General features: G+C 68.5%; 14 protein-coding genes and 2 pseudogenes. 5 read left to right on the top strand and 11 right to left on the bottom strand.

Annotated features, from left to right (window positions below):
- Nucleotides 1-18: 18 nt before the first annotated feature.
- Nucleotides 19-372, bottom strand: a complete 354-nt coding sequence (locus ACFY0O_RS10125) for a hypothetical protein (RefSeq protein WP_358895042.1) — start codon at nt 370-372, stop codon at nt 19-21.
- A gap of 115 nt (nt 373-487) precedes the next feature.
- A pseudogene (locus ACFY0O_RS10120) lies at nt 488-589 on the bottom strand (peptide-methionine (S)-S-oxide reductase); the annotation flags it as partial.
- Between the two features lie 48 nt (nt 590-637).
- On the opposite strand from ACFY0O_RS10120, the gene ACFY0O_RS10115 reads away from it, so the two are divergent.
- The 4 genes from ACFY0O_RS10115 to ACFY0O_RS10100 all read left to right on the top strand — a co-directional run bounded on the left by ACFY0O_RS10115 (nt 638) and on the right by ACFY0O_RS10100 (nt 4,817).
- Entirely contained in the window at nt 638-2,122 is a 1,485-nt protein-coding gene (locus tag ACFY0O_RS10115) for a recombinase family protein (RefSeq protein ID WP_388945108.1), read from the top strand.
- Between the two features lie 594 nt (nt 2,123-2,716).
- On the top strand, nt 2,717-3,067 hold the full coding sequence (locus tag ACFY0O_RS10110) for a hypothetical protein (protein ID WP_388945105.1): 351 nt from the start codon (nt 2,717-2,719) through the stop codon (nt 3,065-3,067).
- Nucleotides 3,068-3,711: 644 nt separating this feature from the next.
- Entirely contained in the window at nt 3,712-3,849 is a 138-nt protein-coding gene (locus tag ACFY0O_RS10105; protein ID WP_388945102.1) for a hypothetical protein, read from the top strand.
- Between the two features lie 134 nt (nt 3,850-3,983).
- Nucleotides 3,984-4,817, top strand: a complete 834-nt coding sequence (locus ACFY0O_RS10100; protein ID WP_388945099.1) for a recombinase family protein — start codon at nt 3,984-3,986, stop codon at nt 4,815-4,817.
- A gap of 64 nt (nt 4,818-4,881) precedes the next feature.
- Here ACFY0O_RS10100 and ACFY0O_RS10095 read toward each other — a convergent pair.
- From ACFY0O_RS10095 to ACFY0O_RS10055, 9 genes and pseudogenes are all read right to left on the bottom strand, one after another.
- A pseudogene (locus ACFY0O_RS10095) lies at nt 4,882-5,345 on the bottom strand (hypothetical protein).
- 80 nt (nt 5,346-5,425) lie between these two features.
- Nucleotides 5,426-5,650, bottom strand: coding sequence for a DUF397 domain-containing protein (locus tag ACFY0O_RS10090; protein WP_388945096.1), 225 nt, complete (start codon nt 5,648-5,650; stop codon nt 5,426-5,428).
- Between the two features lie 528 nt (nt 5,651-6,178).
- Complete coding sequence (locus tag ACFY0O_RS10085; protein WP_388945596.1) at nt 6,179-6,985, bottom strand: helix-turn-helix domain-containing protein; 807 nt, start codon at nt 6,983-6,985, stop codon at nt 6,179-6,181.
- A gap of 23 nt (nt 6,986-7,008) precedes the next feature.
- Nucleotides 7,009-7,518, bottom strand: coding sequence for a DUF6879 family protein (locus ACFY0O_RS10080; protein ID WP_388945093.1), 510 nt, complete (start codon nt 7,516-7,518; stop codon nt 7,009-7,011).
- A gap of 314 nt (nt 7,519-7,832) precedes the next feature.
- Nucleotides 7,833-9,230 (bottom strand): ATP-binding protein, encoded by a 1,398-nt coding sequence (locus tag ACFY0O_RS10075; RefSeq protein ID WP_388945091.1) that lies wholly within the window; start codon nt 9,228-9,230, stop codon nt 7,833-7,835.
- 152 nt (nt 9,231-9,382) lie between these two features.
- The gene (msrA, locus tag ACFY0O_RS10070; protein WP_388945088.1) at nt 9,383-10,057 is read right to left on the bottom strand and encodes a peptide-methionine (S)-S-oxide reductase MsrA; all 675 of its coding nucleotides are present in this window, start codon (nt 10,055-10,057) and stop codon (nt 9,383-9,385) included.
- A 92-nt stretch (nt 10,058-10,149) separates the two neighbouring features.
- A complete protein-coding gene (locus tag ACFY0O_RS10065; protein WP_388945085.1) occupies nt 10,150-11,292 on the bottom strand; it encodes a hypothetical protein in 1,143 nt (380 codons plus the stop codon).
- A complete protein-coding gene (locus ACFY0O_RS10060) occupies nt 11,289-12,887 on the bottom strand; it encodes a M48 family metalloprotease (protein WP_388945594.1) in 1,599 nt (532 codons plus the stop codon). The genes ACFY0O_RS10065 and ACFY0O_RS10060 overlap by 4 nt, the downstream gene beginning before the upstream one ends.
- Nucleotides 12,888-13,085: 198 nt before the next feature.
- Entirely contained in the window at nt 13,086-14,195 is a 1,110-nt protein-coding gene (locus tag ACFY0O_RS10055) for a hypothetical protein (RefSeq protein WP_388945082.1), read from the bottom strand.
- 91 nt (nt 14,196-14,286) lie between these two features.
- On the opposite strand from ACFY0O_RS10055, the gene ACFY0O_RS10050 reads away from it, so the two are divergent.
- Nucleotides 14,287-15,444, top strand: a complete 1,158-nt coding sequence (locus tag ACFY0O_RS10050) for a cystathionine gamma-synthase (protein WP_045946626.1) — start codon at nt 14,287-14,289, stop codon at nt 15,442-15,444.
- The last annotated feature ends 12 nt before the right edge of the window (nt 15,445-15,456 follow it).

The raw sequence follows: 15,456 nt of genomic DNA, 5'->3' as shown, positions 1-15,456 counted from the left end.
CCCAGCGCCAGGCGGTGCTCACGTCAGGGGAGCGGTGAGGGCCGCGTGTGCCGCGTCGAGGATCCTGCCGATCTCGGCGGCGGCTCTGCGGGCCTGATCGGTGTCGGCGGTGGCGGCGGCGGTTTCCCAGTGGAGGAGGTCCGCCGCGAGGCGGGGTTGGCGCTGGATGTGCACGTAGGCCGCCCACTGGGTGATGAACCGCTGGAGGGGAGCGAGGTCGGAGGCCTGCCGGGCCTGGTCCGCCGCCTGGTCGAGTTCACGCGTGAAGGCGGGCAGGGCCGCGGGGGCGATCTGCGCGATGGCCTGCCGCAGCGCGGTCACCGTGGCCGGCGGCTGCGGGATGAGCGGCTGGTCGGCTGCGGACGAGGTCACGGTTGCTCCCATGCGCGAGATTCTGGGCCCCGCCGCCAGCGTACCCAGGGCGTAGGGGCCGCCCCCACCCGAAAGGGTGACCGGGCCGCCCCCGCCGGGGCGGCCCGGTGAGGGCCTACGCCCCCGGGGCCGGGGTGACGCCGATGGGGCAGGAGACGCCCGTGCCGCCGATGCCGCAGTAGCCGCCGGGGTTCTTGTCGAGGTACTGCTGGTGGTACCACTTCTCTTTGCGTAGAATTAGTGACTCTTCGTAAAGGGGTGGGAAGTGAACGAAGCGGCACCGGTGATCCCGGTTGTCTCGTACGCGCGTATCTCCGCCGACACGGCCAGGGACGGCCACGGCGTCGAGGACCAGCACAAGGTGAACGGCGAGACTGCGGCCCGTCTCGGCTGGACGATCGTGCACCGCTACACCGACAACGACCTGTCGGCAGCGAAGGCGGCGGTGGTGCGCCCGGACTTCGAGGCCATGGTGAAGGCGCTCAAGTCAGGGCACATGCCGGACGGGCAGCCCGTACGCGGCGTCATCGTCGTCGCCGACGACCGGCTCACTCGCAGAGCCGGAGACTACGAGCGGTTCGTGGACGCGCTCACGTACGAGGAAGGGCGCGTCTACGCCGACGCCAAGGGGTCGAAGAACCTCTACAGCGAGGACGTGGAGTCCATGGGCCTCTTCGGCGTCGTCATCTCCAAGATGGAGGTGCGCAAGATGCAGCGGCGTGCACGCCGCTCGCACCGCGCCCGCGCCGAGCTGGGCATCCCGGTAGGAGGAAAGCGCCCCTTCGGCTGGCAGGACGACAAGCTCACGCTGGAGCCCGAGGAAGCGGCGTGGCTGGCGAAGGGCGCCCGTGAGGTGATCGCGGGCAAGTCCCTGCACTCGATCCTCCGGGAGTGGCGGGAGGCCGGCGTCCGCACGATCAACGACAAGGAGTGGGCGAGCCGTTCGCTGAAGCTCGCACTTTGGAACCCGCGGCTGTGTGGCTGGCGGAAGCACAACGGAGAGCTGGTCCGCGACGCCAACGGCGTGCCGGTGGTGGGCCGCTGGGAGCCCGTCATCACGCCGAAGGAGTGGATGGCCATCGACGCCGTCTTCTCGGCCCGCGTCGGCCCCAACCTGAAGTCCGACGGAACGGTCACGGACTACCGCACCCCGTCGTACCTGCTGACCGGAATCCTCCGATGCGGCAAGCCCGGTGGGGACGGCCAGATCTGTAACTCGCCCCTCCGTGCAACCGCGCGGCCGGATCTCTCCGGCGGCTATCTCTACCAGTGTCCCAGCAAGGAAATGGGCGGTTGCGGTGGCACGGGACGCAATGGTGCCAAGATTGACGAATTCGTCACGGAGGCGGTTCTGGCGAAGCTGGAGGAACGAGCGGCCAGGGCGGCGCATGTGGACGAGAAATGGGCAGGGGAAGACGAACTGGACCGCTTGACGCGGAAGCAGCGCAAGCTGCTCCAGGCTTGGCAGGAGGACCAGATCTCGGATGAGTTGTTCTTCCCTGAGAACCAGAGGATGGAATCTCGGGTCAAGGAACTACGCGCGGACCGCACGCGCCACGTCCTCAACCAGCAGCGTGCGGCCGAGGTCACCGGCGACGTACGTGAGCGCTGGACCTCCGGCAGGCTGGACCTGGCACAGAAGCGCGCTCTGATCAGGGAGGCGCTGCACGCGGTGATCGTCCTGCCGGTGGGCGGCGGAGGCCGACGCCCGTTCAACCCTGACCTGTTGGTCCCGAAGTGGCGCGACTGACGGCGAGCTGAAACGGAAAGGGGCACGGTCATCCGGCTCGTGCCCCTTCGTTCGTCTTTCGGGTTCGGACTACCGCTGCTCGCGCGTGGCCTTGATCGAGTTCTGATGCTCGAACTCCAAGCCGATTATGGTGGAAACTCGTTGCCATCGTTCTTCGCTCCAGGCTGGAGCCTTGGCAGCCTGAATACGACCCCACTCGCGAGCAGTGATGTTGGTCAAACGGAAGTCCTTTCCCTGGGCTGCATATTGCGCGCCGAGAGCAACGTTCAATCCTACCTTCGTGCGCGCGTATTTGAAACATGGAATCCCATGAACCTACAAGGGATTTGGGGTTCTTTGACTTGATCCCGAGATGAGCCCCCCCCCGCTGATCCGAAGTGGAATCCCACCGTGATGTTTCGCATCGGATCCGCCGAAGAGCAGCACGGGCGCCTCCGATAGGCTGTGTTCGGTCCGGCACGCTGTCGCCGGACACACTCCTGTGATGAGGCCCGTGCCCCTGGCAGGCCCGCCCACCCCGTGCAGAGAGGAGCACATGACCCCCGCTCGACGGGGATGGACGGCGCTCACGCGCCTCATAGGGAGGGCTTTCGCATGCCCATCAAGCTCAAGGAGTGGGCCGCCATCTCGCGCCCGGAGTACCGGCGCATGGCCCGTGACACCCGCTTCGACCTCGCGTTCCGCGTCCACTTCGCTGCCCTCGGGAAGGCCAACCAGCTGGGCCACGCCGAATTGGCGTCAGGGGAACTCGCGGCGATCCTGACCCGCAAGGATGGCCAGCCTCAGCCGAAGCAGGGCGTAAGTCGCGCGATCAAGTCGGCCAAGGATCTCGGCTTGGTCAGCCCGTCATCCGATGCTCGGTGTCTCGTGCTCCCTGGCCACCTGTACGACACGGCAAGAGGTTCCCTGTCCTGCAAGGCGCATGGCATCCAGCGGGCAGCCTGACCGGGGGTAGGCGTGGAATGAGTACTGCGTACACGTGGAGCGCCTACCAACATGCGCTCTGAGCTGCGGAAACCTTCGCTGCTTCTTTATCTCCTTATAGCCATCACGGAATGAGCGCCGTCGGGCTCGATCCTGAGTGGTCACAGTGTGGCCCCGGAGGGGCCGACGGTCCGAAGCGGCCTACGCCAGCGGCGAAGGAAAGCAGGGGCGCGGCAGCGCCCACTTGGTATCGAGGCAGCGGCGAAGGGGTGAGCAGTAGAGGGCGGCCATCCGGCCGCCACATTCCGAGGCCACTACGAACGGGCGGCCCCGCAGGGGCCGGCAGAGCACAGCCAGGTAGCCCGGCCGGGTGGGGCCGCGTACGCGGCCGCATGGCGAAGCCGCTTAGTCAATGCCCGTAAGGCGTCACTCTTGTGCAGTCTCCGGCCGCTGGTCAGGGGCTGTCACGGCGCCCTGAACTGGCATTCCTCCGCCGCTTTGTCACTGCGTCGCGGCGCTGGTGGGCCTTGAAACCGTGGCAGGATCTGCGCGGCCAAGACATGGCGGTCGGGCAAGGACCCCTCAAGGGGTCATACCCCCACCCCTTCGCCGTCGCCGTTGGTAACGGGCGTGACGACCATGGCGCTGTCGGCGTTACCCCTGTCATGACTGCGAACGAGTGGCTGGAGTACTGGCTGGCGCGAGCGCCCATGCTCAGCGAGGAGCAGGTGGACGAGATCCTCAGTCTCATGGGGCTGGAGCAGGAGCCAGCTGGCAAGGGCTACGACCAGAGCGTCTCGTAAACCTTCGTTTTCGGGACGGAAGGGCCAGGCTCTCGGTGTGTCCGATTCGCCCATGCTCGGATGTCTCGTAACCCGTCCCGAAACGTCACCCCTCACCACTGGCTTTCGGGACGCGTTTGTGGGACGGTCTCGTCATGACCACGAACACCCCGGCCGCACGGGTCGAACGTCACGCCTGCCCGAAGTGCGGTGCCCCTGCCGGTAGCCCTTGCCGTACGACGACGGGCAAGGTGGCGGCGAACTACCACACGGGCCGCTTCGCCCTGGTGCCGTCGCTCAAGGCGGAACTGACCGTGAAGACTCCGGCCGACCGCAACCCCGGTAAGGCATGGACGCAGGGCGCTCCCGTCACACAGGTGTCCGACGCGATACCGAGCGCGGCGATCCGACTGGGCTACGCCCGTTGCTCGACCGTTGGACAGGAACTTCAGTCCCAGTTGGACATGCTGGCCCGTGCCGACTGCACCCGCGTGTTCTCGGAGAAGATCAGTACCCGTGTGAAGGAGCGGCCGGAGCTTGAGAAGGCGCTCACGCTGGCACGGGAGATCAAGGCGGCTGCGCCGCATCAGCCGGTCATCCTGACCGTGGTCGAGATGAAGCGTCTTGCCCGCAGCGCGGCGGAACTCATGACGTTGTCCTCCACCCTTCAGGCGGACGGCATCCAACTGGAACTCCTGTCCGGTCCCCTTCAGGGCGTGTACGACCCGAACGGGGCAGGCGCCATCGTGTTCGCCGTACTCGCCGTCAGTGCAGAGGTGGAGCGGGAAGGCATCCGCGAGAAGACCTTGGAGGGGTTGGAGGCTGCGGCCCGCAAGGGGAACGTCGGTGGGCGTCCGTCCGTCGTGGATGACGACAAGCTCGCCGTGGCCCGTGCCCGGCACGCCAAGGGAGACAGCGTCACAGCCATCGCCAAGGCCCTGGGAGTCGGTCGCGCCACCTTGTACCGCCACCTGGGAGAGAGCGCCTGAGACAGGCACACACGGACGCAGACAGGCCCTCGGCATACGCCGGGGGCCACTGTCATGCACCGGCCTATCGGGCGGGACAGGCCAGGTCTGGAGCGGAGCGGTTCGGCGAGCACGTCACAAGAGCGACGGAGTGGAAGACAGCGCCCTTCAGGTAGTGCCGAGGGACACGTCTCCTCCCCAGGTCAGCCGCTCGACCGCACTCTTCACCAGGAGAACCAGCCTGGTCACTTCCCGATCCTGCTCAAAGGCGAACCGGGGTGCGAACTCTGCGAGCTGAAGGCCCAGCCACTCGCCGGCCTCCTTGGGCTCCTCCCACGTCCCTCGGATCATCGAGGGCGGTTTCATCAGCCAGTTCGCCGTCTGGATCGGAGGGAGTTCGGTAGTCGGAAAGACTGCCACGGCCTCCCGGTACCGGTCGTGCACCTCTTGCTCACTGGTCGCCGCCGGAGCCTGACCGGGCGGTCTGCGGACGCTCTCCCTGTCGAACGTCTTCTTCTCCCCCACCCATGCGTAACCGTGGTGGTGCACCGCTGCTCCGTTCCGAGAGATGACGACGGCCCCGCCCGTCGGCGTGAGGGCAGGGCCGTCAGTTCAGGTGGTGCTGTGGATCAGGCGGAGAGGTCGAACCGCGCGGGGTCGATACCCGCCGCGTCCAGCTCCGCCGTAGTGAAGCGCAGCGGCTCGGCGTCTGGGTGCTTGCTGTCACCTATCGCCCACGCGTCCGGCCCGATCTTCGCGAGGGTCACGCACGCCTCGCCGTCCGGGTGGGTGTTGCCTCCGCACGCCTTGCTGAAGTGGGCGCCGGAGATGTCGAGTCCGTACAGGTCGGTCATCTGATCCTCCTTGATTCAGATGGGAGTGGCACCGCTGTTCCGCTCAGGGTGGGTCCGGGTGCCTCGAAGCGCCTCTGCGATCTGCTCGACGTGAGCAGCGGGGATCGAGCCCAGGTGAACGAGCGGCTCGCCTCGGGGAGTCACCTGCGGGCGTATCGCCGCGTAGGCGCTCTCCGGCAGGCCCAGGGAGGCGAGCACCTCGCGCATGGCATCGGAGGCGCTCAGAGCCGCTGTACGTCCGTCTCTCCAGATCTGCATGTCCACTACCGGCCCCCAGAGTGCTTCTTGGGGTGCGCGGCCAGCTCGACGTTGCAGTCCGAGACAGCGGACAGGTCCCCGGCGTCGTACGCCGCTGTGCGTTGCTTCGCAAGGGCAGCGCAGACACCGCAACCCGGCGCAGGTGCAGGCGGTGTGCGGGGGAGGGACAGTTGAACCGGCGGGTCCATCGTGGTGCTGGGGCTGCTCACTGGGATTCCCTCCCTCGGGGGTGTCGGCACCGCTGATGCTTCACCCGCTGAGCAGCCCGTTCTAGGGTCTTTCCTGTTGGGGCAAGAATCCGTCCCGGATGCCCTCGACCAGGGTTCTCATGACGTCGCCGTAGACCGCCACCGCGGCGAACCGTTCGAAGGTTTCGAGGTAGAGCTGGACGTCCTTCGGGTCGCGGGTGGTGACCTCGGAGTGGAACGTCTCCACGATGACGAGCCGGTCGTCGTGGAGGCTGAAGCAGGTCATGGGGAAGTCGGGCATCCGGCGGTCGGAAGGCACGACACCGAGAGAGACATTGGGCAGACGGGACACGGATACGAGCCGGTCGAGCTGGAGCGCCATGACCACGGGCTCGCTGATGCGCCACCGGAGTACGTGCTCGCAGATCAGGAAGCGGAACGACCTGCCCGGCTCGTACAGGACGGATTGCCGTTCGAGGCGGGCCGCGACGGTCTTGGCCCTGCTCTCTTCCGGCATGGCCGGCGGCAGGGAGAAGACGGCAGAGGCGTACTCGGGCGTCTGGAGGAGTCCGGGGACGAGCTGGCCCTGGAAGAGCCTGAGCGTGGTGGTGCCGGCTTCGATGGCCCGGATGGTCTTCTGGTGCTTCCACGGGCCCATACGGCGCAGCAGGCGCCATGCGGTGGCCTCGGTGGCTTCAGCGCGGGCGGCTGCCAGGAACTCTTGCTTGACCTCCTGGGTCACGCCTATGGCGGTGAGGACCAGGTCCACATCCTGGACGGTCGGTCGTACCTTGCCCGTCTCGATCTTCGAGAGCTTTCCGGCAGACATGGAAGCCCTGCGGGCCACGGCATCACCCGTGAGTCCGGATGCATCGCGCAGCGCCCGCAGGGCTTTCCCGATCGAGTCGGCGGTCAGTGGTACCGCTCCCTGTAGTCCGCGAACGGCACCGCTTCGGCCAGGGCGCGGTCTCGGTAGTCCTGATACTCGGCAAGGCAGTGGGCAGGAAGCAGTTCGGCCCCGATGAACGCACCTTCGGACGTGTAGTGCATCCGGTACACGTCCTGGTCATCGAACAACCAGAAGTCGTGATCGGGTAGGTCGGCCACTTCTTGGTCAGCCTGGTCGATGATGCCGATGGTCTCGCCTGCCGCGATGTTGCCCGGGTAGGCGGCCAGTTCGTACCGCAGGTAGTCGGTCAGCGGAGACCTGAACACGTGGACGCGCGAAACCTCCTTACCTTTGTCTGTCATCGACCGTACCCACGGGTTGTCGTCCCAGTCAGGGCCCATGTCCCCGCCTGCCAGGAAGCGTTCGAACTCCTCGCGCTCCTCCTCCACGCTGTAGACGGCGAGCGTCTCTAGCCGAAAGGCGCTCCGTTCGAAGGTCTCGAAGAGTCGGCCGAACTCCTCACTGCTGAGCACGGAAGTACTCCTCCAGCACCGCGGCCGGTACCACGACGGCGGTCTCACCCTCGGGCAGGTCGAGTTGCGCCAGCCGCTCGGGGTCAGTGATGACGTAGCCCTGCACTACATAGTCCTTGGCGTCCTCAGTACCCCACAGCGTCGGGCACGTTCCGTTCCTGCACTCCGGGTCACCGGACAGCTTCCGCAGCATCCTCGCCCCCACATGTCGGCGTACGCCTGTCGGGTTCGATGCTCCCGAGGCGGTGATGGATGGGTCAAGAGGGTGATCTTTCCAAAACAGGAAAGGCGTTGGGTGCATACCCCAGCGCCTGTCAGGATGCGGCATCCCCTGAGGTCGTAGTGATGCGCCTATACGCGGAGGCGCTACCGCGCTTTCCTGGAACACGTTCGATTTGCCCGGCATCGATTAGGCGCAGGAAGATTGTCTTTACCTTGTTCTCTGATCCGATCCCGGTAAGGGCCCTGACCGTCCTGTTGTTGATTTCCGAGTGGGTCTCCAGGTACTGCATGATGATTTCCTCTGGTGACCCGAGGCGATCGTGGCGAATGTTTACTCGAACAGAATTATCTCGCTCCTCGATCACCGGGTCTTTCAATTTTAGCTTTTTCATCGCAGCGAACGCTGTCGCCAGACCTTCGCCGACATCCTTGTTCGGGGGGTCGGGGAATTTGTTGATCAGCCGAACGATTGCGCCATTTCGCGAGAAGCGTTCCTTGAGAATGTTGGCTGTCGTCATGTGGGCCGGCAGCCTGCCTGGGCTCTCAACCTCAACGCGGTTGTCGAAAATTCGCACGTGTACATCGTCTGCTGTTCCGTAGTCCCGGTGAATGACAGCATTTGTGATGATCTCGTGCAGCGTCTCGAACGGGTACGTGATCGGGGTAAGACCCTCGGGGCCGAGTACCTTGACGCCTTCGATGAGCTCGGAGGTCTTCGCTACGGCCTGTTTGATCTGATCGTACAGCGAGCCCTCGATCGTGAGTGGATCGAACGCGAGGTTCTCGCGAGACCCCTCAGGGTCTGTGGTCTTATAGCGATAGACCTTGATCGCACACCGCTTTGGTAGCACTGCCTGCGGTTCGTCGGAGTAGAGGAGGACCCCAGCAACTGTGGGCTTATCGGCGACAATCATCATCTGCTTTCGCAGCCAAACCTCAGGTTCACCTGTAGGTACGCTACTGAGCATGAAGTCAATGATTGTCAGCGAATTAGAGATAAGATCGATTGGCGCTGTGACGGTCTCGGACTCGAAGGAGGTTATTCCTTTGTTGCGCCGAAGTCGCTCCATCCCGTCCGGGCCGACTGGAATGCTCTGACTGCCACGTCGAATGTATGCCTTACGGTCGCTGGCATGCTTGATGTCCTTCGTTTTTTGAATGATTACATGAAGGACGAGGCCGAGTTCACCATCGCATGAAAGGAATTCGTAGAGGAAGTCGCCACCTAGGGGGAATAGTTCATCGAAAACCTGCAGGTGGCCGTTAGCTGCCTCCATGTTGGCGAACCCGCGCCACTTGTGATTCTTTCCGTCGGGGCCTTCGTCGATTCCGACGTAAAGCTCCCCGCCGTCGGCATTCGCGAAGGCTGCGATGGCCTTTGTAAGTTTCGCGGGTGCAATCTCGATGGCCTTCAGGTCAGTGAAGTGACCTTCTTCGAGCTGAAGAACTTTGAAGACCTGGCTTTTCGAAATCGAGACCTTGTGGATCACTCCGGCTTCCGCCCCCTCGCTTGCCCGATCGATCTCTTCGGATGGTAGCCAGACTTCTGGCTCTCGTCCTGGAGTTTGGGCAAGCGCGCGGGGCGGGCCGACGAGCTGATGCGTGGGGGTTGCGGCGTAGCGAACGCCGGGATGTATACCCCTTACTCGTCCGAAGACGGCGCCTCGGCGATGCCGATCGGGCAGGCCACGCCCGTCCCGCCGATGCCGCAGTAGCCGTTAATGTTGCGGTCCAGGTACTGCTGGTGGTAGGGCTCCGCCGGCCAGAAGGGGCGGGGGTCCGCCGGGAGGACGGCCGTGGTGATCGTGCCGTGGCCCGAGGCGGTGAGGACGCGCTGGTAGGCGTCGCGGGAGGCCTCGGCGGCCTGCTGGTGGGCGGGGGAGTGGGTGTAGACCGCCGAGCGGTACTGGGTGCCGACGTCGTTGCCCTGGCGGAAGCCCTGGGTGGGGTCGTGGGACTCCCAGAACAGCTTCAGGAGGGTCTCGTAGGAGACCGCCGACGGGTCGAAGACCACGCGGACGACCTCCGTGTGGCCCGTCTGGCCCGAGCAGACCTCGTCGTACGTCGGGTTCTCCGTGTAGCCGCCCTGGTAGCCGACCAGCGTCGTCCACACCCCGGGGGTCTGCCAGAACTTGCGCTCCGCGCCCCAGAAGCAGCCCAGGCCGAAGTCGGCGACCTCAAGGCCCTCGGGGTAGGGGCCGGCCAGGGGGTTGCCGAGGACCGTGTGGCGCTCGGGCAGGGAGAACTGCGCTTCGGCGCGGCCCTTGAGGGCTTCCTCGCTGGTGGGCAGTTCGGGCGTGCGGCGGTACGAGAACATGGTCGCCTCCTTGTGGGAGGGACAACGGACGGGGGCGGGCGGGGATTCCCGGAGCGGGGCCCTGGAGTGGGGGTCCCGCCCGCCCCTGGTCGTCAGGCGTCCGGTGTCGTCACGTCCAGCGCCCAGTCGCGGGCGTACAGGTAGCGCTGCTTCGGCTCCCCGGCGTACGTCCACGGCACGGCGCCGATGTACCCGTCGACGTGGCGGAACTGCTCCACCGCCTCCGCGTCCCGGTCCTGCCAGAACAGCAGGTAGGCCAGCATGTGCCGCATCCGGGGGGCGCCGGGGTGGGCGTGGCCGGCGGCGGCCAGGTCCGCGAGGGCCGCGTCCACGGCGGCGACGATCTCCGGCTCCTTGTAGTACGTCTCCGCCAGGAGGTCGTCCTCCCACTCCTGCTGCTCGAAGTACGCCATGAGCGGGATGAGGGTCAGCAGGTCGCCCGGCTTCCCAGCGGCCGCCGACGCGCGGGCGTACTCCATGGCCAGCTCGTGCGAGCCCTGCCACTTCGCGCACCAGTACTGCAGGCCCGCGACGTGCGACCACAGCAGGCGCGGGGCGCGGTCGGTTATCCGCTGCCACAGCTCCCGGTAGTCCTCGTGCGCGTAGCCCAGGCCCATGGCGACGGCCTGCTCGACGACGTACGGGGTGGGGTCCGCAGGGTCGGCCAGTGCCTGCGCCGCCCGGGCGTCGTCCCGGGCCTTGGTGAGCAGCTGGTGGAAGAGGCGGAACTGCTCCTGGGTGGTGCGGCTGCCGGCCTGGCTGCCGCGCACGTTCCAGGCCACCATCACGCTGGTGTCGGCGTGGACCAGCGCCGCGGTGGGGTCCGCGGGCCGGGCGGCGCGCCAGGCCAGCAGCCAGGCGTCGTCCTCCGCGGCGGCCTCGGCCAGCGGGCGCAGCCGCTCCAGCCGTTCCTGCCAGTCCTCCCCGGCGGCCTCCAGGTACGCGGCGGCGGCCTCCCAGTCGCCCGTGCGGACGGCTTCGAGGACGGCCAGGCGCTCGGCCGGGACCGGCGCCGGGTGGTCGGTGTCGAGACCGGCCTCCGCGATGAAGCCCAGGGCGACGGCCGCGGCCGCCTTGCGGGCCCGTTCGTCGGTGCGGCCGGCCTCGGCCCGGGCGTCCAGGCCGGCGATCTCGGCTTCGAGCCGCTTGGCCTTGCGGATGAGGAACACCCCGCGCAGGACCCAGCAGGCGACGGCCAGCAGCAGGACGCCGAGGACGGCGAGTACGAGGGTCACGGGGCGAGCACCAGCTTCCGCAGGAGTCCGGTGTCGGGCAGGTCGGCGACGGCCGCGTCCAGGGCGGGGCCGAGCTCGTCCTCGAAACCGGGAACGGGGTAGGACAGGGCGGCCTGGTCCGACCAGGACAGCTCCCAGCGGGCGGCGCCGCGGGCCAGGAGTTCGACGGTGGCCAGCCGCTCGACGGCGCGCCGGACGAGCGGGCGGGCGAACTCGCGGGCGGTGCGGCCGGTCGCGGCCCGCGCCTCCTCGGACTTCGGGAAGCGGTCGGCGATCCGCCAGAGCACCGCCGGGTCGGCGTCGACGGCGTCCAGCAGTTCGCCCAGGCCGGGGCCGGCGCCCTCGGCGGTGAGGGCCTCGCGGATGTCCTCGGCGCCCCGGCCGACGTAGGTGGTCATCGACCGGTGGACGAGCTCGTCCCAGTCCACGCGGGTGAGGGCGAGGGCCTCGGGGGTGAGGACGATCTGCTCCAGCGCGGCCAGCGCCTCCTGCGGGGAGGAGAGCAGCTCCAGGGCCGGGCGGGCCGCCTGGCCGGCACGGCCGTCGTCGGGCAGGGCCTCGATGCGGGCCACGCGCTCGGCCAGTGCGGGGTGGGAGTCGTAGGGGGAGGCGGGCTCGGTGGGCAGGTCGCGGCGCATCTCCTCCAGCTCGGCGGAGCGGGCGTCGAGGAGGTGGCGCAGCCCGCCGAAGACCTCGCCGGGGCGGGGCAGCAGGCCCGCGCCGACGCCGAGGGTGGCGTACGAGCTCATGTAGAAGTCGTGCGCCGAGCCGAGGGCGCCCAGCTCGCGCAGGGCGGAGGCGGCGGAGTCGCGGCCGGCGACGCGGACCGAGGCGAGGTCGGCGGCCAGCTCCTGGCGGCGCGAGGAGGACAGGGTGGCGCGCATGTAGAAGTGGGCGTACCCGGTGTAGATCTTCGCCATGGCGCGGTACGTGATGCCCTCGCCCTCGGTGTCGACCGCCTTGGCCTTCTTGCCCTTGGCGATCCGCTTCTCGGCGCGCTTCTCCTGCTTGGCGCGCTCCTTGGCCTCGGCGTTGTCCGCGCGGTCGTGGAAGTGGCCGATGGTGCGCACCAGCTGGGCGCGGCCGCGGGCGATGAGCGGGGTGAGGCGGGTGTCGAGGTTGGCGTAGTGGCCCATCTCGTGGGCGAGGACGGCGCGCAGCTGCATTTCGTCCAGGCCGGTCATCAGGGGCAGGCCGAGGTAGAGGCGGCGGGTGCCGGAGCGCAGGCCGAGGAGCTTCGCGTCCTCGGAGACGGCGGCGTTGACCTCGTCGATGAGGAGGATCTCGTCGGGGGCGCGGGTGCCGACCTGGTCGGCGGTCTCGCGGACGGCCCGCCACAGGGCGGGCTCCTGTGCCTCGGTGACGCGGACGCCGGGCAGCGGTTCGGGCTTGGGGGTGCGGAGCATGAACATGCCGCGCACGATCGGGACGGCGAGGACCACGGTGCCGATGACGATCTTGCCGGCGAGTGCGCCGTGCAGCCAGGAGAAGGCCGCCCAGTCGAGGAGTCCGAGGACGGCGAGCAGGACGACGCTCAGCAGGTAGAAGCCTGCGAGCAGGACGAGGGCGCGCAGAGCGCGCAGCGAAGCGCCCATATGGACGGGGTCCCCCCACGGGATGGCACGGGTCTTTGACACGCGCTTGGTGCGATGTTTACGCGCACCTTACGTCCCCGGGGCGGGCGCCCGGGAGCGGGGGGTGGCGGCGGGTACGGGCCGGCCGACGGGGCGGGACACCCCGCCCGGCCCGCCGCCCGCCACCCCGCGCCCCAACTCCCCGCGCCCGGCGGCGGATCAGTGCGGCAGCGTCGCCGGAGACCCGCCGTTCGCCTCGTACCCGGCCACCGCCAGCGCCCGGACCAGCGCGTACGTGTGCGCCGGGTCCTCGGACGCCGACCACGGCAGCGCGCCCACGTAGCCGTCCACGTGCCGTACCTGCTCCATCGCCTCCGCCCAGCGCTCCATCCGCACCAGGAACCACAGCAGCAGGTGCCGTACGTGCGCCAGCATCGGGTCGTCCGCGCGCGCCTGGTGGACCGCGAACAGGGCCCCTTCCACGGCCCGCGAGACGACCGCCGTGCGCCCGAAGTCGTTCACCAGCAGCTGGTCGGGCAGGTTCTCGTACACCGAGAACAGCGGCAGCGCCGCCAGCAGCGAGCCGTGCGGGGCGCGGGCCGCGGCCGCCTCGGCGAAGGCGGCGGCCTTCTCCCGCGAACCGTGCCACTTCTCGCACCAGTAGTGCAGCGCCGCCAGGTGCGCCCCCATGTGCGCGGGCGCCACGTCGAGCACCTTCGCCCACAGCGCGTCGAACTCGGCCTCCGAGTAGCCCAGTCCGCGCGCGACCGCCAGCTCGGTGATGAACGGCACCGGGTCGCCGGGGGCCAGCAGCGCCGCCCTGCGGCAGGCCTCACGCGCCTCCTCCAGGATGATCCGGTGGTCCTGCGCGCCCACCCCGCCGGAGGACCGCCAGGCCTGCTGCACCAGCAGCTCCGCGTGCACCTGCGCGCCGCCCGCGTCCTTCTCCGCCTCCAGCCGCCACGCCTTCAGCCACGGCGCCCCGATCCCGGGCCGCTGTACGAGGTCCAGCGCCGCCGCCCCGCCGAACGCCTGGACCCGCTGCCACCGCTGCTCGCCGTCCTTCGGCGTGCCGGCGAGCAGGGCGGAGGCGGCCTGCCAGCCGCCGCCGCGCTGGACGTTGCCCAGGGCGTCCATCAGGTCCTGGTCGGGCCCGGGCACCCGGACGTCGAGCTCCTCCTGCCGCACGAACCCGTAGTCGGCGGGGTCGGCGGCGTCGGGGCTGCCCGGCGACACCAGACGCAGGCCGCCGCCCCGGCGGACCCGTACGAACCGATAGATCATGACGCCGGCCAGCACCAGCATCATCAGGACCCAGATCATCTGCATGTCTCCCAGCGAACCAGACCCGGCGGGGCAAACGCGAATGCGTGACCGGTCCCGGAGGACCACGGGCGGCGCGGGGCATAGCATCTGCCCCATGAGCGACGACAGCCACGAGCACCAGAGCTTCGAGACCCGCGCGATCCACGCGGGCAACACGGCGGACCCGCAGACCGGTGCGGTCGTCCCCCCGATCTACCAGGTGTCCACCTACAAGCAGGACGGCGTCGGCGGGCTGCGCGGCGGCTACGAGTACAGCCGCAGCGGCAACCCCACCCGCACCGCGCTGGAGGAGAACCTCGCCGCGCTCGAAGGCGGCCGCCGCGGCCTGGCCTTCGCGTCCGGTCTCGCCGCCGAGGACTGCCTGCTGCGCACGCTGCTCGCCCCGGGCGACCACGTGGTCATCCCCAACGACGCCTACGGGGGCACCTTCCGCCTCTTCGCGAAGGTCGTCTCCCGCTGGGGCGTGGAGTGGTCGGTCGCCGACACCTCCGACGCCGACTCCGTGCGCGCCGCGATCACCCCGAAGACCAAGCTCATCTGGGTCGAGACCCCCTCGAACCCGCTGCTGGGCATCACCGACATCGCGGTGGTCGCGGACATCGCCCGCACGGCCGGCGCCAAGCTCGTCGTCGACAACACCTTCGCCTCCCCCTACCTCCAGCAGCCCCTCGCGCTCGGCGCCGACGTCGTCGTGCACTCGTTGACCAAGTACATGGGCGGCCACTCCGACGTGGTCGGCGGCGCCCTCGTCGCCGCCGACGAGGCCCTCGGCGAGGAGCTCGCCTACCACCAGAACGCCATGGGCGCCGTCGCCGGTCCCTTCGACTCCTGGGTGGTGCTGCGCGGCATCAAGACGCTCGCCGTGCGCATGGACCGGCACGCCGAGAACGCCGCGAAGATCGTGGAGGTGCTCCAGCGCCACCCGAAGGTCACCAAGGTCCTCTACCCGGGCCTGCCCGAGCACCCGGGCCACGAGATCGCCGCCAAGCAGATGCGCAACTTCGGCGGCATGGTCTCCTTCCAGGTCGCCGGCGGCGAGGAGGAGGCCGTCGCGATCTGCGGCCGCACCAAGATCTTCACCCTGGCCGAGTCCCTCGGCGGCGTCGAGTCCCTCATCGAGCACCCGGGCCGCATGACCCACGCCTCGGTGGCCGGCTCGGCCCTGGAGGTCCCCGCGGACCTGATCCGCCTGTCCGTCGGCATCGAGAACGCCGACGACCTGATCGCCGACCTCACCCAGGCCCTGGGCTAGTCACCCCCCGCG

The sequence above is a fragment of the Streptomyces sp. NPDC001594 genome, assembly GCF_042893675.1.
Lineage (GTDB): Bacteria > Actinomycetota > Actinomycetes > Streptomycetales > Streptomycetaceae > Streptomyces.
This window is presented reverse-complemented; position numbering and strand designations above follow the sequence as displayed.

What these genes read in the sequence shown, in the direction of transcription:
- ACFY0O_RS10055 (WP_388945082.1), bottom strand. Translation starts at nt 14,195, where the DNA reads ATGCAGATGATCTGGGTCCTGATGATGCTGGTGCTGGCCGGCGTCATG.
- ACFY0O_RS10110 (WP_388945105.1), top strand. Translation starts at nt 2,717, where the DNA reads ATGCCCATCAAGCTCAAGGAGTGGGCCGCCATCTCGCGCCCGGAGTAC.
- ACFY0O_RS10060 (WP_388945594.1), bottom strand. Translation starts at nt 12,887, where the DNA reads ATGGGCGCTTCGCTGCGCGCTCTGCGCGCCCTCGTCCTGCTCGCAGGC.
- msrA (WP_388945088.1), bottom strand. Translation starts at nt 10,057, where the DNA reads ATGTTCTCGTACCGCCGCACGCCCGAACTGCCCACCAGCGAGGAAGCC.
- ACFY0O_RS10100 (WP_388945099.1), top strand. Translation starts at nt 3,984, where the DNA reads ATGACCACGAACACCCCGGCCGCACGGGTCGAACGTCACGCCTGCCCG.
- ACFY0O_RS10105 (WP_388945102.1), top strand. Translation starts at nt 3,712, where the DNA reads ATGACTGCGAACGAGTGGCTGGAGTACTGGCTGGCGCGAGCGCCCATG.
- ACFY0O_RS10050 (WP_045946626.1), top strand. Translation starts at nt 14,287, where the DNA reads ATGAGCGACGACAGCCACGAGCACCAGAGCTTCGAGACCCGCGCGATC.
- ACFY0O_RS10090 (WP_388945096.1), bottom strand. Translation starts at nt 5,650, where the DNA reads ATGACCGACCTGTACGGACTCGACATCTCCGGCGCCCACTTCAGCAAG.